Annotated in this window: 21 protein-coding genes and 1 pseudogene; 15 read left to right on the forward strand and 7 right to left on the reverse strand. The window is 67.1% G+C overall.

The window, feature by feature from the left end:
* Positions 1 to 37: 37 nt before the first annotated feature.
* The 7 genes from QO259_RS12900 (at position 38) to QO259_RS12930 (ending at position 8,945) form a co-directional block, all read left to right on the forward strand.
* Complete coding sequence (locus QO259_RS12900; protein WP_285950257.1) at positions 38 to 1,153, forward strand: ABC transporter permease; 1,116 nt, start codon at positions 38 to 40, stop codon at positions 1,151 to 1,153.
* Positions 1,153 to 1,962, forward strand: a complete 810-nt coding sequence (locus tag QO259_RS12905) for an ATP-binding cassette domain-containing protein (RefSeq protein ID WP_285950258.1) — start codon at positions 1,153 to 1,155, stop codon at positions 1,960 to 1,962. Before QO259_RS12900 ends, QO259_RS12905 begins: the two co-directional genes overlap by 1 nt.
* A 45-nt stretch (positions 1,963 to 2,007) precedes the next feature.
* Positions 2,008 to 3,138, forward strand: a complete 1,131-nt coding sequence (locus tag QO259_RS12910) for a Gfo/Idh/MocA family protein (protein ID WP_285950259.1) — start codon at positions 2,008 to 2,010, stop codon at positions 3,136 to 3,138.
* 59 nt (positions 3,139 to 3,197) lie between these two features.
* Entirely contained in the window at positions 3,198 to 5,147 is a 1,950-nt protein-coding gene (locus QO259_RS12915; RefSeq protein WP_285950260.1) for a bifunctional 5-dehydro-2-deoxygluconokinase/5-dehydro-2-deoxyphosphogluconate aldolase, read from the forward strand.
* A complete protein-coding gene (iolD, locus tag QO259_RS12920; RefSeq protein ID WP_285950261.1) occupies positions 5,144 to 6,997 on the forward strand; it encodes a 3D-(3,5/4)-trihydroxycyclohexane-1,2-dione acylhydrolase (decyclizing) in 1,854 nt (617 codons plus the stop codon). The genes QO259_RS12915 and iolD overlap by 4 nt, the downstream gene beginning before the upstream one ends.
* 70 nt (positions 6,998 to 7,067) lie before the next feature.
* A complete protein-coding gene (gene iolE / locus QO259_RS12925; RefSeq protein ID WP_285950262.1) occupies positions 7,068 to 8,003 on the forward strand; it encodes a myo-inosose-2 dehydratase in 936 nt (311 codons plus the stop codon).
* Between the two features lie 165 nt (positions 8,004 to 8,168).
* Positions 8,169 to 8,945, forward strand: coding sequence for an EAL domain-containing protein (locus QO259_RS12930; protein WP_285950263.1), 777 nt, complete (start codon positions 8,169 to 8,171; stop codon positions 8,943 to 8,945).
* Positions 8,946 to 8,959: 14 nt separating this feature from the next.
* Here QO259_RS12930 and madM read toward each other — a convergent pair whose 3' ends face one another.
* The 4 genes from madM to QO259_RS12950 all read right to left on the reverse strand — a co-directional run bounded on the left by madM (position 8,960) and on the right by QO259_RS12950 (position 13,471).
* On the reverse strand, positions 8,960 to 9,721 hold the full coding sequence (madM, locus tag QO259_RS12935; RefSeq protein WP_207032216.1) for a malonate transporter subunit MadM: 762 nt from the start codon (positions 9,719 to 9,721) through the stop codon (positions 8,960 to 8,962).
* 21 nt (positions 9,722 to 9,742) lie between these two features.
* Positions 9,743 to 10,183: a malonate transporter subunit MadL gene (madL, locus tag QO259_RS12940; protein WP_233076523.1), complete on the reverse strand. Its 441-nt coding sequence runs from the start codon at positions 10,181 to 10,183 to the stop codon at positions 9,743 to 9,745.
* Between the two features lie 87 nt (positions 10,184 to 10,270).
* Positions 10,271 to 11,824, reverse strand: coding sequence for a malonate--CoA ligase (locus QO259_RS12945; protein ID WP_285950264.1), 1,554 nt, complete (start codon positions 11,822 to 11,824; stop codon positions 10,271 to 10,273).
* Between the two features lie 222 nt (positions 11,825 to 12,046).
* Positions 12,047 to 13,471: a malonyl-CoA decarboxylase gene (locus QO259_RS12950; RefSeq protein ID WP_285950265.1), complete on the reverse strand. Its 1,425-nt coding sequence runs from the start codon at positions 13,469 to 13,471 to the stop codon at positions 12,047 to 12,049.
* Positions 13,472 to 13,796: 325 nt separating this feature from the next.
* Between QO259_RS12950 and QO259_RS12955 the strand changes: the two genes are divergently transcribed.
* Positions 13,797 to 14,465: a GntR family transcriptional regulator gene (locus QO259_RS12955; protein WP_207032220.1), complete on the forward strand. Its 669-nt coding sequence runs from the start codon at positions 13,797 to 13,799 to the stop codon at positions 14,463 to 14,465.
* A gap of 503 nt (positions 14,466 to 14,968) precedes the next feature.
* Here the strand turns inward: QO259_RS12955 and QO259_RS12960 are convergent.
* Positions 14,969 to 16,602: pseudogene (locus QO259_RS12960) on the reverse strand (BCCT family transporter).
* 234 nt (positions 16,603 to 16,836) lie between these two features.
* Here QO259_RS12960 and QO259_RS12965 point away from each other — a divergent pair.
* The 7 genes from QO259_RS12965 to QO259_RS12995 all read left to right on the forward strand — a co-directional run bounded on the left by QO259_RS12965 (position 16,837) and on the right by QO259_RS12995 (position 23,315).
* Positions 16,837 to 17,508, forward strand: coding sequence for a thermostable hemolysin (locus QO259_RS12965; RefSeq protein ID WP_285950266.1), 672 nt, complete (start codon positions 16,837 to 16,839; stop codon positions 17,506 to 17,508).
* Positions 17,501 to 18,946 (forward strand): AMP-binding protein, encoded by a 1,446-nt coding sequence (locus QO259_RS12970; protein WP_285950267.1) that lies wholly within the window; start codon positions 17,501 to 17,503, stop codon positions 18,944 to 18,946. Before QO259_RS12965 ends, QO259_RS12970 begins: the two co-directional genes overlap by 8 nt.
* Positions 18,947 to 19,155: 209 nt before the next feature.
* The gene (locus tag QO259_RS12975) at positions 19,156 to 19,851 is read left to right on the forward strand and encodes an iron-containing redox enzyme family protein (protein ID WP_035474077.1); all 696 of its coding nucleotides are present in this window, start codon (positions 19,156 to 19,158) and stop codon (positions 19,849 to 19,851) included.
* The gene (locus QO259_RS12980; RefSeq protein WP_285950268.1) at positions 19,838 to 20,638 is read left to right on the forward strand and encodes an SDR family oxidoreductase; all 801 of its coding nucleotides are present in this window, start codon (positions 19,838 to 19,840) and stop codon (positions 20,636 to 20,638) included. Before QO259_RS12975 ends, QO259_RS12980 begins: the two co-directional genes overlap by 14 nt.
* Before the next feature lie 14 nt (positions 20,639 to 20,652).
* A complete protein-coding gene (locus tag QO259_RS12985) occupies positions 20,653 to 21,390 on the forward strand; it encodes a tetratricopeptide repeat protein (RefSeq protein WP_285950269.1) in 738 nt (245 codons plus the stop codon).
* A 118-nt stretch (positions 21,391 to 21,508) separates the two neighbouring features.
* Positions 21,509 to 22,504, forward strand: a complete 996-nt coding sequence (locus tag QO259_RS12990; RefSeq protein ID WP_285950270.1) for an LLM class flavin-dependent oxidoreductase — start codon at positions 21,509 to 21,511, stop codon at positions 22,502 to 22,504.
* Between the two features lie 127 nt (positions 22,505 to 22,631).
* Positions 22,632 to 23,315 (forward strand): GntR family transcriptional regulator, encoded by a 684-nt coding sequence (locus QO259_RS12995; protein WP_285950271.1) that lies wholly within the window; start codon positions 22,632 to 22,634, stop codon positions 23,313 to 23,315.
* Between the two features lie 66 nt (positions 23,316 to 23,381).
* Here QO259_RS12995 and QO259_RS13000 read toward each other — a convergent pair whose 3' ends face one another.
* Positions 23,382 to 24,929: a tripartite tricarboxylate transporter permease gene (locus QO259_RS13000; RefSeq protein ID WP_207032246.1), complete on the reverse strand. Its 1,548-nt coding sequence runs from the start codon at positions 24,927 to 24,929 to the stop codon at positions 23,382 to 23,384.
* Positions 24,930 to 24,932: 3 nt separating this feature from the next.
* Positions 24,933 to 25,394: a tripartite tricarboxylate transporter TctB family protein gene (locus QO259_RS13005; protein WP_207032248.1), complete on the reverse strand. Its 462-nt coding sequence runs from the start codon at positions 25,392 to 25,394 to the stop codon at positions 24,933 to 24,935.
* Between the last annotated feature and the right edge of the window lie 39 nt (positions 25,395 to 25,433).

Here is a 25,433-nt window from a genome sequence, read left to right on the forward strand (position 1 = left end):
TTTTGCTCCCGCCTTCGACTCTCAGGAGATCATCGTCATGACAGCGACCACCGCAGTCCCCGCCGTGGGCGAAGACGAACGCCTGAACAAGCAGGCGACCTGGAAGAGAATCATGCGCCGCCCGGAGCTGGGCGCCATGGCCGGCGCGCTACTGGTACTGGCGTTCTTCCTGGTCGCCGCCAGCGGTACCGGCATGTTCTCGCCCGCCGGCATCATGAACTTTCTGGAGGTCTCGGCGCAGCTCGGCATTCTCGCCACCGCAGCGGCCCTGCTGATGATCGGCGGAGAGTTCGATCTGTCGATCGGTTCGATGATCGGCTTGGCCGGCATCATCATCGCGGTTCCGGTGGTGGAGTACGGCTGGCCGCTGTGGGCGTCGCTGCTGCTGGCCTTCGCCTGCGCCATGCTGGTGGGCTGGTGCAACGGCTATCTGGTCAACCGCACTGGCCTGCCCTCCTTCATCGTCACCCTGGCCTTTCTGTTCATTCTGCGCGGGCTCGCCATCGGCGGCTGCCGGCTGCTCACCGGGCGCACACAGATCGGTGGTCTGGAGCCTCATATCGCCCACGACTGGCTCGCCCCACTGTTCTCCGGCGAGGTGGCAACAGGGCTGTTCGCGTGGATGGCCGCGCACGGCTGGATCGCCACCAATTTCGCCGGCAACCCGGTAGTGACCGGCATACCGGTCTCGATCGTGTGGTGGCTGGGCCTGACCGCGATCGCCACCTGGATACTGCTGTTCACCCCTTACGGCAACTGGATCTTCGCCGCTGGTGGCGATGCCAATGCGGCGCGCAACTCGGGCGTCCCGGTACGCCGGGTGAAGATCTCGCTGTTCATGTTCACCGCGCTCTCGGCTGCGGTCTTCGCCAGCCTGCAGGTGATGGACACCGGGTCCGCCGACACCATACGCGGCATGCTCAAAGAGCTGGAGGCGATCATCGCGGTCGTCATCGGCGGCGCGCTGCTCACCGGTGGCTACGGCTCGGCGGTGGGCGCCGCGCTCGGCGCGCTGATCTTCGGCATGGTGCAGATGGGCATCTTCTACACCGGCGTCAACACCGACTGGTTCAAGGTCTTCCTCGGCGCGATGCTGCTGATCGCGGTGCTGTTCAACAACTTCGTGCGCAAGAAGATGATGGAGGCCCGCTAATGAGCCATTCGACTCCGATGATCGAGATGCGCCAGGTCAGCAAGCACTTCGGCAACGTGATCGCCTTGAAAGAGGTCTCTCTGCACGTGCATGCCGGTGAGGTGATGTGCCTGCTGGGCGACAACGGCGCCGGCAAGTCGACCCTGATCAAGACCCTCTCCGGCGTGCACCGCCCGACCAGCGGCGAGATCCGCGTCGCCGGCCAACCGGTTCGCTTCAAGTCCCCTGCCTACGCTCTCGACAGCGGCATCGCCACGGTGTTTCAGGATCTGGCGATGATCCCGCTGATGTCGATCACGCGTAACTTCTTCATGGGGCGTGAGCCGACCACGGGTGTGGGGCCATTCAAGCGGGTCGACTGGAAACGCGCCGACCGTATCGCCATGGCCGAAATGGCCAAGATCGGCATCGACGTGCGCGATCCCAGTCAGCCCGTGGGCACGCTCTCCGGCGGCGAGCGTCAGTGCGTGGCGATCGCGCGGGCGGTCTACTTCGGGGCCAAGGTGCTGATCCTCGACGAGCCCACCTCGGCGCTGGGCGTGAAGCAGGCATCGGTCGTGCTGCGCTATATCGCCAAGGCACGCCAGAACGGTCTGGCGGTGATCTTCATCACCCATAACGTCCACCACGCCTACCCGGTAGCGGATGCTTTCACCCTGCTCAAGCGCGGCAGCAGCCTGGGTTACTTCCGCAAGTCGGAGATCAGCCGCGAAGAAGTGCTCGACATGATGGCCGGCGGCGCCGAGCTGGAAAGCCTGGATGCGGAACTGGCCGAGTTTCAGCGCAGCGCCGCTTCGCCCGCTGCCTGAACGGCGTCGGCGCCCGCTGCGCTGGCTCATCCCGGAGATACGCAGATGACAGCCACCCTCAATGTCGGTCTGATCGGCAGCGGCTACATGGGCAAGGCCCACGCCATTGCCTACCACGCCGCGCCGCGCGTGTTCGCACTGCCGGCACGGCCGGTCTGCGCGCTGCTGGCGGAGGCCGATGCCACGCTCGCGACACACCAGGCCGCGGCGCTGGGTTTCGCACGAGCCACCGGCAACTGGCAGGCGCTGGTCGCCGATCCGGACATCGACGTGGTCGATATCTGTGCGCCCAACGCGCTGCACGAGCCCATGGCGCTGGCTGCCATCGCCCACGGCAAGCACGTTTACGTGGAGAAGCCGCTGGCGCTGAGTGCAGCTAGCGCCGAACGCCTGCGCGACGCCGCCGCGCGCGCCGGAGTGAAGACGCTGGTCGGCTTCAACTACCTGCGCAATCCGGCCACTCGACTGGCGCGCGAGATCGTCGTCAGTGGCGAGATCGGCGAGCTGGTGCACTTCCGCGGCCGCCACAACGAGGACTACCTGGCCGACCCCGCCACGCCACATAGCTGGCGCACCCGCCGCGATATGGCAGGCAGTGGCGCTCTCGGCGATCTCGGCTCGCACATTCTCAACCTGGCCGAGTACCTCTGCGGCCAGACGATCACCGCCCTCTGCGGCGACCTGCAGACGCTGATCCGTCAGCGGCCCCTGGCGCAGGGCAGCGGCCTGGGCACGGTGGAGAACGACGACCAGGCGCAGGCGCTCTTGCGCTTCTCTAACGGTTTGATCGGCAACCTGGAGACCTCCCGCATCGCCAGCGGACGCAAGCTGGGGCTCTCCTACACCCTGACCGGCAGCCGCGGCGCCATCGTCTTCGATCAGGAACGCATGAATGAACTCCAGCTCTATCGCCAGGCGGGCCCCGCCGGCAGACGCGGCTTCACCACCCTGCTGATGGGGCCCGAGCATCCCGACTATGCCGCCTTCAGCCCCGCTCCCGGCCACGGCCTGGGCTACAACGACCAGAAGATCATCGAGGTACGCGACCTGGTCGAGGGCCTGTGTGGTCAGCGCGAGCTCTATCCCGACTTCGGCCATGCCTGGCGTATCAATCATCTGATCGACGCCATCGAACGCTCGCACCAGACGCGCGGCTGGGTCGATCTCGATGCTTGATCGCCCAGCCCTCTCGTCACCGCGATGCCAACCGACGAACCACGACGTGGAGACACGCCATGCCTCATGCCCTCAACCCTGAACGCCCGCTCGATCTCATCTGCCTCGGCCGGGTCGCGGTGGATCTCTACTCGGAACAGCTCGGCAGCCGACTCGAGGACGTCTCGCGCTTCGCCCGCTATCTCGGCGGCAGCTCCGGCAACGTCGCCTACGGCAGCGCCCGCCTCGGCCTGCGCTCGGCGATGCTGTCACGCGTCGGTGACGAGCAGATGGGCCGGTTCGTGCGCGAGGAGCTGAGCCGGGCCGGGGTCGACGTCAGCGCTCTGCAGACCGACTCCGAGCGCCATACCGGCCTGGTGCTGCTGGCGCTCAAGGATCGCGATAGCTTCCCGCTGCTGTTCTACCGCCGTGACTGCGCCGACATGGCCATCGATGCCGACGCCATCGACCCGGCTTACATCGCCAGCGCCCGGGCGCTAGCGATCACCGGCACCCATCTCTCTACTGCCGCCACCCAGCGCGCCTGCCGCAAGGCGCTGGATGCGGCCGCCGAGCATGACGTCAAGCGGGTCCTGGACATCGACTACCGTCCGGTGCTGTGGGGACTCACCCAACCCGGTGACGGGGAGACCCGCTTTATCGCCGACGAGACCGTGACGCACGACCTCCAGGCCTGGCTTGCCGACTTCGACCTGATCGTCGGTACCGAGGAAGAATTCCATATCGCCGGGGGGAGCACCGACACCCTCACCGCCCTGCGCACGGTACGCGAGGTGAGTGACGCCACCCTGGTGTGCAAGCTCGGCGCCCTTGGCTGCGTGATATTCGAGGGTGAGATTCCCGCGTGCATCGAGGACGGCATCCTCGTCGAAGGCGTCAAGGTCGAGGTGCTCAATGTGCTTGGCGCCGGCGACGCCTTCATGAGTGGGCTGCTGCGCGGCTGGCTATGGGGCGAGAACTGGCAGACCAGCGCCACCTACGCCAATGCCTGCGGCGCCCTGGTGGTCTCGCGCCACGGCTGTGCCCCGGCGATGCCGACCGCGGAAGAGCTGTTCGATTACCTGGATCGGCGCGAAACCGTCAAGCGCCCCGATCTCGATCCCCGGCTCAACCATCTGCATCGCGTCACCACGCGCACCCCGCGCGCCTGGCCGCAGGTGTGCGGCCTGGCCTTCGACCATCGCCGCCAGCTCAGCGAGATGGCGCGCGAGACCCAGGCCGACCCGGCTCGTCTGCCGCAGCTCAAACGCCTGTTGGTGGCCGCCGCCGCCAGCGGTGCCGAGCGCGCCGGACTCGATACGCCGGCGATTCTGGTCGACGACGTGCAGGGTCAGGACGCGCTCAACGACGCGAGTGGCCGACAGTGGTGGATCGGGCGCCCCGTGGAGCTACCCGGGTCGCGCCCGCTGCGCTTCCAGCACGGCGACGACCTGGGTAGCTGCCTGCGCCACTGGCCACGCGAACATATCATCAAGTGTCTGGTGTTCTACCACCCTGACGATCCCCCCGCGCTGCGTCTCGATCAGGAGGCGCGGCTGCAGCAGCTCTACCGGGCGGCCTGTGATGTCGACCTCGAGCTGCTGATCGAGATCATCCCTCCCGACGATCTTCCTGACGACGACGCCACCCTGGCGCGCAGCCTGACACGCCTCTATCACCTGGGCATTCGTCCCGACTGGTGGAAGCTGCCGCCGATGTCGGAGGCCGCCTGGCAAGCCGTGGGCGCGGTCATCGAGATCCAGGACCCGCACTGCCGGGGCGTGGTGCTGCTCGGCCTCGATGCCCCCATGGAGACCATGAAGGCCGGCTTCGCGGTAGCGGCCAGCCACCGCTGGTGCAAGGGCTTCACCGTGGGGCGCACGCTGTTCGCTCGCGCCAGCCGGGCCTGGCTCGCCGGTCATATCGACGATGCCGAGCTAATCGCCCAGGTGGCGACCAACTATGCCGAGCTGATCCAGGCGTGGCGCACGCTGCGCGCCCCGCTCACCCCCGCGGAGGCTACCCCATGAGCGATAGCGTGAGATTGACCATGGCCCAGGCCGTGGTTCGCTACCTGAGCGTCCAGCAGGTCGATGTCGATGGCGAAAGACTACCCCTGTTCGCCGGCTGCTGGGCGATCTTCGGCCACGGTAACGTGGCGGGGCTGGGTGAGGCGCTCTATCACGCCCGCGACCGGCTACCCACCTATCGTGCCCATAACGAGCAGGCGATGGCGCATGCCGCCATCGCCTATGCCAAGACGCTGGAGCGCCGCCGGATGATGGTCTGCACCGCCTCCGCAGGCCCCGGCTCGACCAACATGGTCACCGCCTGCGCGCTGGCCCACGTCAATCGCCTGCCGGTACTGTTCCTGCCCGGCGATACCTTCGCTACCCGCCTGCCGGACCCAGTGCTACAGCAGGTGGAGGACTTTCAGGATCTCGGCGTGACCAGCAACGACTGCTTCCGGCCGGTCAGCCGCTTCTTCGATCGCATCACCCGCCCCGAACAGCTGCTCACCGCCCTGCCGCAGGCGCTGCGCGTGCTCACCGACCCCGCCGACTGCGGACCGGTCACACTGGCGCTGCCCCAGGACGTGCAGACCATGGCCTATGACTTCCCCGAGCGTCTGTTCACACCGCAGGTGCATCGTCTACGCCGCCAGGGCCCCGACACCGTGGAGCTGGAAGCCGCGCTCGACCTCGTCCGCCAGGCCCGGCGTCCGCTGGTGATCGCTGGCGGCGGCGTGCACTACGCCCAGGCGCGTGAGGCGCTGGCCACGCTGGTCGAGCGTCATCGGCTGCCGGTGGGCGAGACCCAGGCGGGCAAGGGCGCACTACCCTGGGACCACCCCTGCAACATGGGCAGTATCGGCGTCACCGGCGCCGCCGCGGCCAACGCCCTGGCGGCGGATGCCGATCTGGTGATCGCCGTGGGGACCCGGCTCGGCGACTTCACCTCCGGCTCACGCGCCCTGCTCTCGTCGCAAGCGCGCCTGCTCTCGCTCAATGTGGCCGCCTTCGACGCGATCAAGCACCGTGCCCAGCCGCTGGTCGGCGATGCTCGGCTGAGCCTGCAGGCGCTCGCGGCAGAGCTGGGTGACTGGCAGCCCGAAACGGCCTGGACGAAGCGTAGCGCCACCCTACGCGACGAGTGGCGGCGCTGCGTCGATCACGCCACCCGCGACCGCGCCGGTCCGCTGCCCAGCGACGCCGAGGTGATCGGTGCAGTCAACCGCGCCGCCGGCGAGCGCGATATCGTGGTGTGCGCCGCCGGTGGCCTGCCGGGGGAGCTGCACAAACTGTGGCGCACGCGCCATCCACGGGGCTACCACCTCGAGTACGGCTACTCCTGCATGGGCTACGAGCTCGCCGGCGGTGTCGGGGTCAAGCTGGCCAGCCCGAGCTCGGAAGTGTTCGTGATGGTCGGCGATGGCGCCTATCTGATGCTCAATTCCGAGATCGCGACCTCGGTGGCACTGGGGCTGAAGATCGTCGCGGTGGTGCTCGACAACCGCGGCTTCGGCTGTATCCACCGCCTGCAGCAGGCCTGCGGCGGGCCCGGCTTCAACAACCTGCTCGCCGACTGCCGCGACGCCGGTGACGGCGCGCCCAAGGTGGACTTCGCCGCGCACGCCGCCGCACTCGGCGCGCGCAGTGAAACGGTGACCGGCATCGCCGAGCTGGAAGCGGCGCTGGCGCGTGCCAAGGCATCGACCACCAGCTACGTGATCGCCCTCGACACCGACCCGCTGGCGACCACCGAAGCCGGCGGCGCCTGGTGGGATGTCGCCGTCGCCGAGGTCTCCGAGCGTGAGGCCGTGGGCGCAGCCCGCCGCCGCTACGAAAACCACAAGACGCGCCAGTGGCAGAACCGCTGATCCGCACCGATGCGGCCCGCCCCTGCGACCTGTCGCCAGGACCGAGCCAAAGCCGAGAGAGAGGAGAGAGATGATGGCCGTACGCCTGGGCATCAACCCGCTGACCTGGACCAACGACGATCTGCCCAGCCTGGGCGGCGACACCCCGCTCGAGACCTGCCTTAGCGAAGGCCGTGAGGCGGGTTTCACCGGCTTCGAACTGGGCCAGAAATTTCCCCGCGAGGCACCCGCGCTCAATGCAGCACTCGGCGCCCATGACCTCTCTCTGGTATCAGGCTGGTACTCCAGCCGCCTGCTCGAACGCGGACCAGAGGCCGAGATAGAGGCATTGCAGTCGCATCTGGCGCTGCTCGAGGCGGGCGGTGCCAAGGTAATGGTCTACTGCGAAGTCACGCGCTGCGTGCATGGTGATATCACCTGCCCGCTGTCGCAGCGCCCCCGGCTCGATGATGACGAGTGGCAACGACTGTGCCAGGGGCTCGAACGCGTGGGCGACTACCTGGCCAGCCACGGCATACAGCTGGTCTATCACCATCATCTGGGCACACTGATCGAGAGCCAGGCAGAGATCGAGCGTCTGATGGACGCCACACGCGACTCGGTGGGGTTGCTACTCGACCTGGGCCATCTGCATGCCGCAGGCGGCGATCCGCTGACGATCGCCAGGCGCTACGCCAAGCGCATCCATCACGTGCACTGCAAGGACGTGCGCCAACCGATACTCGACGACCTGCGCAACCGCGACCGCAGTTTTCTGGCCGGCGTACTCGACGGACTGTTCACCGTCCCCGGGGATGGCGATGTCGCTTTCCTGCCCACCCTCGAACACCTGCGCCAGGCGGGCTATCACGGCTGGCTGGTGGTCGAGGCAGAGCAGGACCCAGCGGTCGCCCCGCCTCTCGCCTACGCCCGCCTGGGCTATCGCCATTTGCACCGGCTGGCGACCCAGGCCGGCTTCACGCTCGCCCGCCGAAGCCAAGTTCCACAAAGCCCCCCGGGGCCTTGACGCCACGACGAGGACATTGCGACCACTCTTCACTATTCCTGGGCACCAATCTCTTCTAATCTGGGCGCATGAGGCTTTCAGGGCGCTGCGTCGCGCTGCCCAACCGCGCCATCAATTCGATTGCCCAGCTCGATTACCCAGATTGTCGCGTCAGGGAGGACCACAATGCCGGGATGCGCGAGACACGAATCGGTATGCCGGCGCTGTGACGCGCCGCTGCCGTTCGACTTCACCATGGCCTTCCAGCCGCTCGTCGACCTCGAACGTGGCGAAATCTACGGCTACGAGGCACTGGTACGCGGCAGCGACGGCGGCTCCGCGGCTAGCGTGCTCAGCCGGGTCGACGACGATAACCTCTACCGCTTCGATCAGGCGTGCCGGGTCAAGGCGCTGGAGCTGGCCCATCGACTCGGCCACCAGGGCCTGCTCTCGATCAATTTCCTGCCCAACGCCGTCTACGAGCCCGAGGCCTGCATCCAGGCCACGCTGATCACCGCCGAGCGGCTCGGCTGGCCGGTGGACCGGCTCTGCTTCGAGATCATCGAGACCGAAAAGGTCAGGGATCGGCGCCATCTGCAGAACATCGTCAGCGCCTACCGCGACATGGGCATGACCGTCGCCCTGGATGATTTCGGCAGTGGCCACGCCAACCTCGACCTGCTGGTGGATATCACGCCCGACCTGCTCAAGATCGACCGCCGTCTGGTGGATGGCGTCGATGCCGCCCCGCGCCAGCAGATCCTGATCGAGCAGATCGTGACCCTGGCGGAAAAGCTCGATATCGCATTGGTGGCGGAAGGCGTGGAGACCCTTGAGGAGGCGCGCTGGCTCTACCGGCGCGGTATCACTCGCCAGCAGGGCTACTGGTACTCGCGTCCGGAAACCGAAGGTCTGCCGCAGTGCCAGCCGGCCCAGTTCGCACTGGTACGCGGCCAGCACTGAGACTCACAGCAGCATCAGAAAAATGCGCGTACGGCCAGGAACAGCACCGTCGGCGCCAGCAGGATACCCAGGCCAGTGTAGAAGGTCGCGGTCATCGCACCGTACGGCACCAGCCGCGCATCGGTGGCGGCGAGCCCTGCCGCCACCCCGCTGGTGGTGCCGATCAGCCCCCCGAAGATCATCGCCGAGCGCGGATTGTCGAGCCCGATCAGGCGCGCCGTGGCCGGAGTCGCGATCATGGTCAGGATCGACTTGACCAGACCGGCTGCGATCGACAGCGCGATCACCTCGGAACTCGCCCCGAGGGTGGCACCGGTCACCGGGCCGACGATATAGGTCACCGCACCGGCGGCGATGGTGGTGATGTCCACCGGGTCGGTATAGCCGAAGCCGACCGCGACCACCGCGCCGGCCACGAACGACACCAGCACGCCGAGAAACAGTGCGATCACTCCACGCAGCCCGGCCTTCTTGATCTCCTGGAAGCGCACGCCGTAGGCGGTGGCGATGATCGCCAGATCGCGCAGCATGCCGCCGCCCATCAGGCCCAGCCCCGAGAACAGGGTGACATCGGATAGCCCCTTGCTGCCGCCGGTGGAGACGCCCCCCACGTAGGCCAGCACCAGGCCGATGATGATCGCGATGGCCGAACCGTGCAGGCGCCCGGCGGTGAGATGGCGGCTGAGCCAGTAGGCCACGTACATGGTCAGGCCGACCACGGCGAAGGCCGCGATCAGATGGTACTTGTCGACCAGCGACACGATGGAGTCGTTCATGCGGGCTTTCCCCTGTTGTTGTTAACGTGCGGAACGATCGGAAGCGGGCGCCCGGGAGGGCGGCATGGCGGCGCTGGCGGGCGGGTCCAGCGGTTGCGCATCCTCTCCTTTCTTGCCGGTGAGCACCGGCACCAGCGCCAGCCCCAGCGCCACCGCCAGCACCCCGGCGACGATCGCCACCATGCCACCGCTGAAGGCCGCGGCCACGTTCTGGCTCGCCGCCATGGCGACCACGATCGGGATGTACATCGCGTTCCAGAAATTGATGCCGCTCTCGGTCGCTTCCGGCAGCTTGCCGCGGTCCTTGAGATAGCCGGTCACGAAGATCAGCAGCAGCATGGCGATACCCACGCCGCCCAGGTTGGCGCTGATGCCGAGCAGTTGGCCCAGCACATCGCCGATGATCAGCCCCACCAGCATGCAGCCGGCGAGTAGCGCAACACCGTAGATCACCATCGTCATTCACCTCCGGGGCGTTGTTGTGGCGCCGGCGAGCCCCTGATCACCGGCGCTTGTTATGGCAGGAACTGGCGCTGACTGGCGTCGACCTCAGCGCGACGCCGTGACCGGTGTCTGGTAGATGTCGGCGTAGCGCTCACGCAGCGCGTTCTTCTGCACCTTGCCCATCACGTTGCGCGGCAGGCTGTCGATGAAGAACACCCGTTTGGGCTGCTTGTAGCGCGCCACCTTGTCGCTGAGCGAGGCGAGCACCTGGGCCTCGTCGAGCACAGCACCCGGCTTGAGCACCACCGCGGCGGTGACGCCCTCGCCCAGGTCCGGGTGGTTGACGCCGATCACCGCCGACTCGACCACCTCCGGCAGCTCGTCGATCCACTGCTCGATCTCCTTGGGATAGACGTTGTAGCCGCCGGAGATCACCAGATCCTTGTCGCGGCCGACGATCGACAGATAGCCGTCGCTGTCGATCACCCCCAGATCGCCGGTGATGAAGAAGCCATCCTCGCGGAACTCGGCGGCGGTCTTCTCGGGCATGCGCCAGTACCCCTTGAACACGTTGGGGCCGCGCACTTCCACCAGCCCGGTCTCGCCCGCCGCCAGCACTTTGCCGCTGTCGCGATCGGTGATGCGCACCTCACTGCCGGGCAGCGCGAAGCCGACCGTGCCGGGGCGGCGCTCACCGTCGTAGGGGTTGGAGGTGTTCATGTTGGTCTCGGTCATGCCATAGCGCTCGAGAATGGCGTGGCCGGTGCGTTCGAAGAAGTCGCGATGGGTCTCGGCAAGCAGCGGCGCCGAGCCGGAGACGAACAGGCGCATGTTGCGCACCGCCTCGCGGTCGAGACGCGGACTGGCGAGCAGGCGGGTATAGAAGGTCGGCACCCCCATCAGCACGGTCGCCCGCGGCATCAGCGTGATCAGCTGCTCCGGATCGAGCTTGGGCAGGAAGGTCATCGAAGCGCCGACGGTGAGAATGATGTTGCACGCCACGAACAGCCCGTGGGTATGGAAGATCGGCAGCGCGTGGAGCAGATGGTCATCGCTGCCGAAGTGCCAGGTCTCGGCCAGCGCCTGGCTGTTGGCGGCGAGGTTGGCGTGGGTCAGCATCGCGCCCTTGGAGCGCCCGGTGGTGCCGGAGGTGTAGAGAATCGCCGCCAGATCGTCACCGCCCAGCTCGGCGATCTCCGTGTCCGCTTCGGCCGCCTCGGCAAGCGCCATCAGCGAACCGTCGGCCGCCGCCCCCAGGGTCTCGACCGCGGTCGGTGTCTGATAAACATCGCCGCAGCGCTCGGCGAGCCGCTCGGCGCTGTCGCGGTCCTCGGGGCGGCACACGTAGAGTCGCGGTTCGGCATCGCCGAGGAAGTACTCGATCTCGGCCTCGGTGTAGGCGGTATTGAGCGGCAAATAGACGGCGCCGACCTGCAGACAGGCGAGATAGAGCATCACCGTCTGCGGGCTCTTGTCGACCTGCACCACCACCCGCTCGCCAGGGGTCACGCCGCGCTCGCGCAGTACCCGCGCCAGACGCCGCGAGGTATCGAGCACGTCGCGGTAGCGATAGCTCGCCCCCTCGGCGGTGTCGATCAGCACCTTCTCCGGCTGGCGCGAGAAGTTGTCGAAGAACTGAAGGTAAAGGTTTTGATTCATGCCACTCTCCTGCGATTCATATCACGCTTGCGATTCATATCACTCTTACGATTCATGACTGGACTGCTGCTGGCCGCCGCGGCGATTCGCCTGCAAGCCAGGTACTATCTTTTTTCGGGCCATCTTTCGTCGGGCGATCGTTCGCCGGGCGATCGTTCGTCGGGCCTTCGTTCGCCGGGCCACACCCGATGACACTCGCGCCCGGTGTCCGCACGCCGGACCTCATGCCTTGGCCTTGGGATCGCCTTTGGCACCGGCCTTGGGGCTGCTCTTGGCATCGCCCTTGGCATTTACCTTGACATCGTTCTTGGGCGCGGCGAGCAGACGACTGCGCGCCTGCTTGGCATCGCGCCGGATCTCCTGGGTGCATATCACGCTACCCTCGCGGCTGAACGCTTCGTGGTTCTGTTCGATCCGCTCGAGCTCATAGAGGTAGTTGACCATCAGCGCGTGGGACTGCTTGAGCCCCTTCTCCGACACGTCACCCGGCCAGTTGAGGCGATGCAGGCTGGCGCCGTTGCCGAGATGGAAGCGCGCCACCGGATCGAGCGGCATACCGCTGTCGCCGCGCTTGACGTCGATCAGGTAGTGGGCGGCCAGCGCGCGCACGTCGGGGGCGAGCTTGTCACGCGCCTTGCCCGGCTCGCGCCAGTGCCCGGCGTCGAGCTCGGCGGCGAGCCCGTCGTTGAGGTCGAGTTCGCCCTGGTCGCGGGCCTGCTGCAGCCAGGCGGCGAAGCCCGGTACCGGCGATAGGGTGACGAAGTTCTCCAGATTGGGCAGCTCGCGCTTGAGCTCCTGCACCACCTGCTTGATCAGGAAATTGCCGAAGGAGATGCCCTTGAGCCCGGCCTGGCAGTTGCTGATGCTGTAGAAGGCGGCGGTATCCGCCTCCTGCGGCGGCACCTCGTCGCCGCTCTCGAGGATGGTCTGGATGTTGTTGGGAATGCCGCGGCACAGCGCCACCTCGACGAAGATCAGCGGCTCGTCGCCGGTGGCCGGGTGAAAGAAGGCGTAGCAGTGGCGGTCGTCGGGGTCGAGCCGCCGGCGCAGATCGCCCCAGTCGCGAATCGCGTGTACCGCCTCGTAGCGGATCAGCTTTTCGAGCACCGCCGCCGAGGTGTTCCAGTCGATGCTCTCCAGCATCAGGAAGCCGCGGTTGAACCAGGAAGCGAACAGATGCGCGAAATCCGCATCCAGCGGCGCCAGTTCCGGGTGGGCCTTGAGCAGACCGAGCAGATCGGCGCGCATCTTCACCAGCTCGTAGGTGCCACCGGGGCAGAGATTGAGCCGCCGCAGCAGGTGCTGGCGACGCGGTTCACACACTGCGAACAGCTGCGCCAGGCTGGCGTTGTCCTCGGCCGCCTGATAAGCCGCATAGGCGGCGTGGATTTGCGCGGGCTCGGCGGCGTAGTGCTCGGCGAGCAGTTGGAAGAAGGCCAGGCGCCCGGCGTCATCGAGAGAGGCATAGCGCTCCAGCGCCTCCTGGGCGATCAGGATCTGCGACGCCTCCCCGCCGGGCAGCATCAGCGTCTCGCACACCGAGGTCAGGCGCGCGAGGCTGCTTGGGGTGTCGCGCTTGTCGGCGTGCGCGGCCTGACCGCGAGTGCGGCGGCCGATGCTCGACAGGAGTTCCTGCAGAAAATTCATGTTGACGTTCATGCCGGCCCTCTCGGGTATGGAATGGGTGCGCTCGCTGACTTTTCAGACCCGACTGCTCGGATCTGACGGTTCAGGTCTGACTGCTCAGGTCTGACTGTCAGAAAAGCCTGACGAGATCGCACGGACGCAGGTGTTAACATACAAGTCACCGTTCTGTTATATACAACAGTCACGACTCCCGACTTCACTGTCAACATGGGAAAAAGTCTAAGATGGCGGCACAGCTCCGCTACCAGGCGAGCCCTAAAAGTCTGAAAAGACGGTAAATTCTGGCGGGATCACACAAGCGGAAAAGCAGAGGAGAATGTCGAGCATGGCCAGCGTCCCCCAGGCCCAGCGATTGCGCGATCTACTCGAGGACGCGATCGTCGAGGGACACTACGCCCCCGGTGACCGCCTCGACCCCGAGGCGCTGGCGCGCGACTACGCCTGCTCGCGCACGCCGATCCGCGAGGCGCTGCAGCAGCTGGCCGCCTCGGGCATGGTCAAGGTGCTGCCCAAGCGCGGCACCTTCGTGGCCCAGCTTGGGGTGACCGAACTGGTCGAACGCTTCGAGGTGATGGCGGAACTGGAGGGGATGTGCGCACGCCTGGCGGCGCGGCGTGCCACCCCCGAAGAGCTGCAAGGCCTGCGTGAGGCACATCGCGCGTGCCATGCCTGCCTCGAAGCGGGCGACGTCGATGGCTACTACTACGAGAATGGCGTATTCCACCATCTGATCTACGCCGCCGGCCACAACGCCTTCCTGACCCAGGAGGCGACACGGCTGCACGCCATTCTCAAGCCCTACCGGCGTCTGCAGCTGCACGTGCGCCAGCGCATGCAGAGCAGCTACGCCGAGCATCAGGCGATCATCGCCGCGCTGGAAGCCGGCGACGCCGCGGGCGCCGAGCAGGCGATCCGCGATCACGTGCAGATTCAGGGCGAGCGTTTCAACGATCTGGTGGCATCGATGCAGCGGCTGCAGGCCATGCGCCGCTGACGGCGAGCGACATGACGGCGCCCGTCAGCGCACCAGCAGCGTCAACAGCAGAGCCACGGCGCCGACCACCAGTGCCACCGACACGCTCACGCTGACCAACCGATTGAGCCAGCGGTCGAAGCGCGACAGCGCCATCGGCGCGGCTCGCCGGGTGGCGCCCTGAGGGGCACGGCGGGGGGATCGGTTCGGCATGGGCGGTGGGCAATCGGTTAAGGGTGGGTGATAAAAGTTAACGGCCGTGACTCTCGTTACATTAGGCCGCACCGGGATTTTTCTCCACTGCCACGCGCGCTTGCCGCGTGCCAACGCGCTTCTTTTCACCGCGCTTCTTCTCACCGCCCTATCTCACCGCTCTTTTTCACAGCTCTCCCTCACCGCTCTCCCCCGCCCAGCCATTTCCCCGCCTGAACAGGCCTCGCCCTGCCGGCCCGGATACGCAAGGGCCCCGCCGAAGCGGGGCCCGATAGCGTACGCCGCCCGCCTCCAATGGCGGGCGGGGCGCTTCAGCGCGGGTTGATACGGCGGTTCTTGACGTCCGGGGCGCGGCGGTAGCGGTCCTCGTCGGCCAGCTCTTCCGCCTCGAACGCATCCGCCCCCACCGGGGTCTCGCTGTGGCGGCGGTAGAGCGCGGTGAGCATCGCCTTGCGGTCGGCCCGGAGCTCCTTGATCATCACCGAGATCATGCCGTAGAGGATGAAGGTGAAGGGCAGCGCCGAGAGCACCGCTGCCGACTGCAACCCCTTGAGGCCGCTCTCGCCGCCGGCGGAGAGCAGAGTCAGACAGATCGCGGCGATCAGCACACCCCAGATCACGCGCTTGAGCAGCGGCGGGTTGAGCGAGCCGTTATCGGTCATCTGCGACACAATGTAGGTCGCCGAGTCGGCCGAGGTCACCAGGAAGATGAAGATCAGACACAGCGCCACCACCGACAGCACGTTGGAGAACGGCATCAGATCGAACATGCGGAACAGCGCCGAGGTGATGTTATCCGCGGTGGCCTGGGCAAGACCTGCGTCGCTGTGCAGCTCCATCTGGATCGCCGCACCGCCGAACACCCCGATCCACAGGCACGCCAGCAGCGGCGGCACGATCAGCACGCCGAACACGTACTGCTTGATCGTGCGCCCGCGCGAGATACGTGCCACGAAGGTCCCCACGAACGGCGACCAGGCGATCACCCAGGCCCAGTAGAAGATGGTCCAGCCAGCGGCCCAGTCGCTGCCGTTGTAGGGCGACATGCGCAGGCTCATGCCGATGAAGTTCTGCAGGTAGTCGCCGATGCCCAGGGTGATGGTCTCCAGAATCTTGACCGTGGGCCCGGTGAACAGGATGTAGAACATCAGTGCGAAGCAGATGATCAGATTGAGGTTGGAGAGATTCTTGATCCCCTTGTCCAGCCCCGAGGTGGCCGAGATCATGTAGCAGACGAACATCGCCCCCATGATGATGAACTGCCAGGTCATGTTCTCCTCGACCCCGAACACCGAATGCAGGCCGCCGTTGATCTGCAGCACCGCCAGGCCGATCGAGGTGGCTACCCCCATCACCGTGGCGACCACCGCGAAGATGTCGAGCACCGGCCCCAGCCGGCGCAGCTTGGGGCGCTTGGCGGTGACCGAGGAGAGCACGTTGGAGACCATGCCCGCCTGACCCTTGCGGAACTGGTAGTAGGCGATGATCAGCCCAACCACCGAGAACGCCGCCCACTGGTGAATGCCCCAGTTGAAGAAGCTGTACTGGATGGCGTAGCGCGCCGCTTCGGGCGTGCCCCCTGGACGTCGCCGAACGGCGGGTTGAGATAGTGGGTCATGGGTTCGGCCATGCCGTAGAACACCAGCCCCACGCCGAAGCCGGCGGCCAGCAGCATGCTCACCCAGGAGAAGAAGCCGTAGGTCGGCTTGCTGTCCTGGGGCCCGAGCCGGATCTTGCCGTACTTGCTGAAGGCCAGTACCACCAGGAAGGTCACGAAACCGAACACCGAAATCAGATAGAACCAGCCGAAATAGTGCGTGGTCGCACCGAGCGCCGTGTTGGCGAGTTCGCCGAAGCGGTTAGGAAAGATGGCACCGATGGCCACGATCGCGGCAATCAGCACCGCGGATACGATGAATACACCTTGCTTGCCAAGTCTGGCCATAAGGACTCCCCGGTCGTTGTCTCTCTTCCTTGAATCATGCCGGCGTCGCAACGCCGGGCTGGCCACAGTATAGACGAGGCGATTTTCGGCCCGCGTCGGCCAGCCCGCGCGACGGGCATGAAGAAAACTTAATATACGTAAGACTTCGTTAAGCCCACCCACGTCACCCTACCCTCGACATCCTCTCCTTCAGACCCTGAAGGGGGCAGGAGACCGACCACGAGGGAAGACCCCATGCCCGGTTTACCGCTGACCTTTCCCACCGCCACGCTGCACTGGCGCGAATGCCAAAAGGCATCGGAGCGCGCCCAGCTCGAAGACTTCATTGCCACGACCTATCGGCGTCAGCACGGCGCCGAGCTGAGCCAGTTCGCGCCGCGCCTCTATGGGCTGTGGGAAGCCGACCAGTTGCAGGCCGCCGTCGGCGTGCGCCTGGCCGGCGACGCCCCGCTCTACCTGGAGCGCTATCTGAGCGAACCGGTCGAGTGCTTGCTGGCGCGCGAGCTTAACGCGCCGGTCGCGCGCCACGCGCTGGCCGAAATCGCCAACCTGGCGACGCTGCGCCCGGGCCTGGCAGTGCCGTTGATCCGCCACTTGATCGAGTCGCTAGTGGCCGAGGGCTGCGGCTGGCTCACCTTTACCGCCACCGCCGCGGTGCGCAACGGCTTCCGCCGGCTGGGGCTCGACGTGCGCCGGTTGGGTGACGCCGACCCTGCGTATCTCGACGCCGACGAGCGCGAGCGCTGGGGCAACTACTACCTGCATCGCCCGTGGGTCATGGGCGGCGATCTGATCAAGGCGTGGCGGCGGCTAGATCCCAGCCGCGAGCTCACCTCTCCCGATAGCCCTACCCCACTCACCGTGACAGCCCAGAGCTGCCATCACAAGGTCGACCCCCATGCGTGAACGCTTTCTCGACCATCTCGGCGCGCTTGCCGTGAGCCAGCCGGCGCAGGTCGCCCTCAGCGCCAACGGCGTGACGCTGACCTACGCCGAGCTGCCCGGCGAGATCGCCCGGCGCTGCCAGCAGCTGGCCGCAATGGGTGGACGCCGCGTGGCGCTGATGCTCGACAACGGCCTCGATTGGGCACTGTGGGACCTGGCGCTGATGCAGAGCGAGGCGGTCAACGTGCCGCTGCCGATGTTCTTCTCGCCGGCCCAGCTGGCCCACGTGGTCGCGCAGGCCGGGATCGACACCCTGATCGGCCCCGCCGCGGTCGCCGAAGGGCTGGGCTTTACCGCCAGCGACGACCCGCTGCTGTGGCAGCGCGAGGTGGCAGCGCCACCGAGGCTGCCAGCGGGGACGCACAAGATCACCTTCACCTCCGGCACCAGCGGCACGCCCAAGGGGGTCTGCCTCGATAGCGATACCCAGCTGACGGTGGCGGACAGCCTGGCCGAGGTGGCCCGCGGCGTGGGCGTGAGGCGGCATCTGGCGATGCTGCCGCTGGCCACGCTGCTGGAAAACATCGGCGGCCTCTACGCGCCGCTGTGGCTGGGCGGCAGCGTCACTCTGCCGGGGCTGGGCGAACTCGGCTGGCGCGGCGCCAGCGGTTTCGACAGCACCCAGGCGTGGCGTGTGATCCGCACCGAGGCCCCGGACAGCCTGATCCTGGTGCCGCAGCTGCTCAGCGCGCTGCTGATGCAGCAGGGCGAGGCGCCGCTTGGCTTCGGGCGCTTCTTCGCGGTGGGCGGGGCCACGGTCTCCCCGGCACTGCTGGCACGTGCGGCCGAGGCCGGCTGGCCGGTCTTCGAAGGCTACGGGCTCTCCGAGTGCGCCTCGGTGGTGACGCTCAACCGCCCCGGCGAGGTGCGCTCGGGTAGCGTCGGCCGCCCGCTGCCGCATGCCCGGATCACTCTCGCCGAGGATGGCGAGGTGATGGTCGAGGGCAGTCTGATGCTCGGCTATCTGGGTGACGACGCCCCGCGCCCGACGCGCTGGCCCACCGGGGATCTCGGCGCCTGGGAGGGCGAGGCGCTGGTGCTCAAGGGGCGCCGGCGACAGGTCTTCATCACCGCTTACGGGCGCAACGTCGACCCCGCCTGGGTCGAGGCCGAGCTCACCGCAGAACCGGCGATCGCCCAGGCCTGGGTCAGCGGCGAAGCGCAGCCGAGCAACCGCGCACTGCTGGTACCGCGCGGCGAATGGGTCAACGACCAGCAGCTCGAAGAAGCCGTGGCTCGCGCCAATCAGCGCCTGCCCGACTACGCCCGCGTAGCGTGCTGGCAGCGTGGCGCCCCCTTCACGCCGGACAACGGCCTGGCCACGGCCAACGGTCGGCTGCGCCGCGAGGCGCTGGCCGAGCGCTACCGCCGCTGGCTGGACACGCCGGTCAGCGCGTGACGCGCCCGCAACCCGCTCGAGGAGAGCCGCCCATGTCTCACCCGCCTTCGCCGCCAGAAGCTTCAACGCACGCAGACCCGACGCTTCAAGACACGACGCTTCAAGACCCGACGCTTCAAGACACGACATCCGCGAAATCGACGCACGACGCCTCGACTCGCACCACCCCTGTCCATCATGCGGCCAGCAAGGCCGCCCTGGAGAACGCCATGACCCCGTATCAGACCCTGCAGCAGCAAACCGCCGAACAGCGCCAGTGGCTGCTGGACACGCCGGTGATCCGCCGCGCCCTGGCCGGTGACATCGATCGCGCCACCTATCAGGCCTTCCTCACCCAGGCCTACCACCACGTCAAGTACACGGTGCCGCTGATGATGGCCTGCGGCGCACGCCTGCCCGAGCGCCTGGAGTGGCTGCGCGGCGCGCTGGTCGAGTACATCGAGGAAGAGTACGGCCACCAGGCGTGGATTCTGGATGACATTCGCGCCCTCGGCGGCGATGCCGACGCGGTCGCCGCCGGGCGCCCGGCGCCGGCCACCGAGCTGATGGTGAGCTACGTGCGCGACGTGATCGAACACGGCAACCCGATCGGCTTCTTCGGCATGGTTCAGGTACTCGAAGGCACCAGCACCGCCATCGCCACCCAGGCGGCGGAGAAGATGCGCGACGGCGCCGGCCTGCCCGCCGATGCCTTCCGCTACCTGGAGTCCCACGGCAGCCTCGACATCGGCCACCTGGCGTTCTTCGAAGAGCAGATCAACCGCATCGAATCGGCCCAGGACCTGCAGGCGGTGATCGATACCGCCAACATGGTCTACCGCCTCTACGGCGCGATGTTCCGGACTCTCGGCCAGGCCGCGGGCGACGCCCACACCAGCGAGGTACTTGCCGATGCGCTGGTCTGATCGCCGCATCCTGGTCACCGGTGCCAGCGGCGGTATCGGCGGCGCACTGGTGGCCGAACTCGCCGAGGCCGGTGCCACACTGCTGATCGTCGGGCGCAACCAGCCGAGCCTGGATCGCCTAGCGGCGCTGGCACCGGACCGCATCCACGTGCTCAAAGCGGATCTCGCCCAAACAGAAGAGCGCCGCCGGGTGGTCGATGCCGCCAGCGAGATACGCATCGACATGCTGATCAACGCCGCCGGCAGCAACCAGTTCGGCCTGTTCGAGGAGCAGGCCCCGGCAGCCATCAGTGCCATGGTCGAGCTCAACGTCACCGCCACCCTGCTGCTGACCCAGGCGCTGCTGCCGCGCCTGCTGCACCACGACCGCGCCTGGATCGTCAACGTTGGCTCGGCCTTCGGCGCCATCGGCCATCCGGGCTACGCCACCTACTGTGCCACCAAGTTCGCCCTGCGCGGCTTCAGCCAGGCGCTGCGCCGCGAGCTCGCCGACACCCCGGTGGCGGTGCTGCACATCGCCCCGCGGGCGACCCGCACCGGCATGAACAGTGCCGCTGCGGATTCGCTCAACGCCGCGCTCGGCAACGCCGTCGACGCCCCGGAGGCGGTGGCCGCGGCGATCGTCTCGAGCATCGAGAAGCGCACCCGCGAGCGTCAGCTGGGCTGGCCCGAGTGTCTGCTGGTCCGTCTCAACGGTCTGCTGCCCGGGATGGTCGACCGCGCGCTCAAGAAGCGGCTACCGATCATCCAGCGCCACGCGCGTCGCGTCTCGACGCCATCTTCCTGATTCGTGAGGTCATCATGACACCCGCTTCGCTCTCCCAAACCGTCGCTCACGCTGGCATTCGTTCGCGCTCCCGGCGCTGGCGCCCGCTGGCCCTGGCACTGCTGCTCGGCCTCAGCGGCAGCGCCAGCCTGCTCGCCACCCCCGTGGCCGAAGCGCAGGCGGCACCCGCCGCTGCCGCCACCTCAGTGGCCGCCGGCCTGCACGAACTGCAGAGCCGCTGGGCCAACATCAGCTACCAACTGCCGGAATCACGCCGCGAGGACGCCTTCGACCAGCTCTACAAGCGCGCCACCGCCCTGGTCGCCGCGCATCCGCAAAGCGCCGAACTGCACACCTGGGCCGGTATCATCCGCGCCTCCGAAGCCGGCGCCGGCGGCGGCCTCAGTGCGCTCTCCCAGGTCAAGGAGGCGCGTCAGCAGTTCGAGAAGGCCCTGGCCATCGACCCCCAGGTGCTGAATGGCTCCGCCTATACCAGTCTGGGCACGCTCTATCACAAGGTACCCGGCTGGCCGATCGCCTTCGGCGACGACGACAAGGCGCGTGAGCTCTTACAGAAAGGGCTGGCGATCAATCCCGACGGCATCGACAGCAACTATTTCTGGGCCGACTTCCTGCACGACCAGGGCGATGACGCAAAGGCCCGCCAGGCGCTGCAGAAAGCACTGGCCGCCGCTCCCCGCCCCGGCCGCGAGAGCGCCGATGCCGGCCGGCGTCAGGATATTCAGAAGCTGATGAGTCAATTGAAGAGCTGAGCCCTGCCTGAGTGAGCCGATGGCGGGAACTACGCTTGCAATCGTGATGGGCGCCCTCATGATGGGAATCATGAGGGCGCTAAGGAAACTCGCCCGCCGTTTTCGATCGAGGAGTCCCATGTCACGACTGGCCGACATTCCGCTTTCGGTGCTGGACCTGGCACCGATCACCCTCGACGGTACCCCGGCGGAGACCTTCCGCCATACCGTCGACCTCGCCCAGCAGACCGAGCGCCTGGGCTACAACCGCTACTGGCTGGCCGAGCACCACAACATCGATGGCATCGCCAGCGCCGCGACCAGCCTGCTGATCGGCCACGTCGCCGGCGCCACGTCGACGATCCGCGTGGGTAGCGGCGGCATCATGCTGCCCAACCATCCGCCGCTGGTGGTGGCCGAGCAGTTCGGCACCCTGGAGACGCTCTACCCCGGCCGCATCGACCTGGGCCTGGGCCGCGCTCCGGGCTCGGATGGTGTGACCATGCAGGCGATGCGCCGTGACCCCTATGCCGGGGTCAACGACTTCCCCGAGCGCCTCGACGAGCTGCGCCGCTATCTCGGCGACGCCACCCCGGGCCAGCGCGTGCGCGCAATCCCCGGCCAGGGCACCCACGTGCCCATCTGGTTGCTCGGCTCCAGCGGCTACAGCGCCCAGCTCGCCGCACGCCTGGGCTTGCCGTTCGCCTTCGCCGGCCAGTTCGCCCCCGGCTACATGCGCGAAGCCCTGCACCTCTATCGCGAGGGCTTCCAGCCCGGCGTGCTCGATGCCCCCCACGCCATGATCGGCATTCCGCTGATCGCGGCGGAAAGCGACGAGCGCGCGCGCTTCCTCGCCACCACCCAACAGCAGAAGTTCCTCAACCTGATCCGCGGCAAGAGCACCCGCACACGGCCGCCGGTCGAGCGGCTCGACTGGCTGCCCCAGGAAGAGGCCGCGGTGTCGCAGAACCTCGGCGCCGCCGTGGTCGGTGGCCCAGAGAGCGTGCGCCGTCAGCTCGACGCGCTGCTCGACGCCACCGGTGCCGACGAGATCATGGTCAACACCGACTGCTACGACCACGCCGACCGGGTGCGCTCCTACGAGATTCTGGCCGAGGTGTGGAAAAGCGCCTGAAGCCTCGGCCGGGGCCCGTCTCGCGCCCATGGCGTCTCTTGGGTAGTATCGTCGGATCGTCTTCGGGTCCCGCCTGCGGGTCGGGTCACGGGACGATACGATATCCCTATCGAGGTAGCCGGGCCGCATGACCAAGCTCACAGACCGGGTCTACACGATCCTGAGACGACAGATCATGTCCGGGGAGCTCTCCTCGGACATGCAGATCAAGGAGGCCCACCTTGCCGACATGCTCTCGGTCAGCCGCACACCGGTGCGAGCAGCGATCCAGCGCCTCGCCGACGATGGTCTGATCTATCACGAGAAAGGTCGTGGCTCGTTCGTCTCGCCGTGGCAGCAGGACGATATCGTCGATATCTACGAGCTGCGCATCCTGCTGGAGTCACGTGCCGCCAGGCTGGCAGCCAGCCGCGCGACGCCGGAGCAGATCGCGCACCTGCGCCACCATGCCAGCGTCATCGAGGGGATCTACCGGGAGCAGCCCGACAAGTATCTGTTCAGCATCCAGAGCGAGAACCAGCTGTTCCATCAGGTCATCCTGAGCGCGGCGGGCTCGGTCCAGCTCAGCCGGATGGTCAGGATGCTGGTCGATTCGCCGATCACGGTGGGGTCTTACTATCTCTATTCCGAGACCGAAATGCAGCGCTCGATGCAGCAGCACCGTGACCTCATCGATGCGATCGAGCGCCGCGAGGCGCGCTACGCCGAGGACCTGATGCGGGTGCACCTGCGCATGGCCTACTGCGCCTTCATGGCCCGGCAGTCGGCGCGGGAGCAAGGAGAGCCCTGGAACGCCGCCGAGGAGGCGTGACGCGCCGTCGATCTCCCGGCGGCGCGTCACGCTGGTTGTGTCTTGGCGTGTCTTGGCACCGCCAAGTCAGGGTTCCGGCTCCATGTGGCGACGCGCCCGCTGCGGATCGGCGGCCATGGCCAGCTTCGACGGCCGCCCACGGTAGTGCGTCAGCAGGCGCCGAACCAGCGGCACCAGGATCGTCAGCACGATGAGCGTGACCATGACGATGGCGATGGTGCTGGAGAACAGAAACCCCACCTGATGGTGCCCGATCAGCATCGCCCGACGCAGGCTGGATTCCGCCACCGGCCCCAGAATGACCGCCAGCACCGCCGGTGCCAGCGGAATCCCCAGACGCTCCATGCCCCAACCCATGACCCCGAACGCCAGCATCAGCCAGACATCGAACAGGCTGTTGTTGATGGCATAGACACCGATGGTGGTCAAAGCGATGATGATCGGCGCCAGCAGCAGCGCCGGCATGTACATCACATTGATGAACAGCCGCGCACCCAGCCTGCCGATCACGAACAGCATGATCGACGTCACCAGCATGGCCAGGATGAAACCGTAGGTCACCGGCGCCGAGCGGGTGAACAGCTCCGGCCCCGGTAGCATGCCGTGCACCAGCAGCCCGCCCAGGATCACCGCCGATACGCTGCTGCCGGGGATGCCCAGGGTCAGGGCAGGGATCAGCGAGGCGGCGTTGTCGGCGTTGTTGGCGCACTCCGCCGCCGCGACGCCCTCCGGCGCCCCCTTGCCGAAGCGCGACTTGTCCTTGGCCACGCGCCGGGTTTCGTTCCACGACAGCATGGCGGCGATATTGCCGCCGGTGCCGGGAATGATCCCCACGATCACCCCGATGGTCGAGGCGCGCACCCAGGTCGGCAGCAGGCGTCGCCAGCCGATGCCGCTGTGTGTGCGTTTGCCACTGCCGCCACTGCTGCGACTCAGCAGCAGCGCCTCCTGCGCCAGGGTCAGCGCCGGCGGAATGGCATAGAGCCCGGTCAAAAGCACCAGGATGTCGATGCCGCCCATCAGTTCCATGACATCGAAAGTGAAGCGCTCATTGCCGGTCATCGAATCGATACCCACCATGCCGATCACCAGACCGATACAGGCGCTGATCAGCCCCTTGATCGGGGCGTCGCTCAGCAGCACGGCGATCGCCGCCAGCCCGAAGATCGCCAGCCAGAAGATTTCGACGGGGCCGAACTTGAGCGCCATGGCTGCCAGCGGCGGGCTGAGAAAGAGCAGCGCCAGCGCGCTGATCGAACCGCCGACCGCCGAGGACACCAGCGCGATCTTCATCGCCTCGAGCCCCTGCCCCTTCTGCGCCATGGGGTGGCCGTCGAACACCGTGGCGATCCCCGCGGGCGTGCCGGGAATGCGCAGCAGAATGGCGGGAATCGCCCCGCCGTACATCGCCCCGTTGTAGATCCCGGCCATCATCCCCAACGCCACCAGCGGCTGCATGGTGAAGGTCAGCGGGATCAGCACGGCAATCCCCATGGTGGCGGAAAGCCCGGGTAGCGCACCGATCAGCACGCCGATGGTGGTGCCGCCGGCCATCGCCAGCAGTACGGCCGGCGAGAACAGCAGCGGCAAGGCGGCAAGAATCGAATCCCACATGGCTTAGCTCCCGGTCACCAGACGCAGCGCCAGCTCCGGCGGCAGCGGTCTGTCGAGCACGATCTGGAAGATCAGATAGATCAGCAGTGAAAAGAGGATCGCGGTCGTCACCAGCCACTTGCCCTGGCGATAGCCGAGCAGCCATCCGCTCACGGGTACGAACAACAAGAAGGTGGTGGCGAAACCCAGCCTGGGGGCGATGGCGATCATGGCGACGGAGGTCGCCAGCAGGGTGAGAAACCGCCGCGCATGACCCGGGGCAAAGCGCAGCGTGTCGCTGCCTGCCTGGCGCAGCGACCAGGCCGCGCGAATCCCCCACACCAGCAGCAGCAAGGTCAGCAGACTCATCACCGCCGTGGGCAGATAGGCCGAGTCACGGGTGAAACTCAGCGCGTGCCAGAGCCCGCAGCCGCTGAGCACCGCCCCGGCCAGGGCGACACTCGTCTCCAGCGTGGCTTGACGCATGGTGTGCACTCCTCTCCAAAGTGACGACTCCCGAGCCAG

It is taken from the genome of Salinicola sp. JS01, assembly GCF_030284585.1.
Taxonomy (GTDB): domain Bacteria; phylum Pseudomonadota; class Gammaproteobacteria; order Pseudomonadales; family Halomonadaceae; genus Salinicola.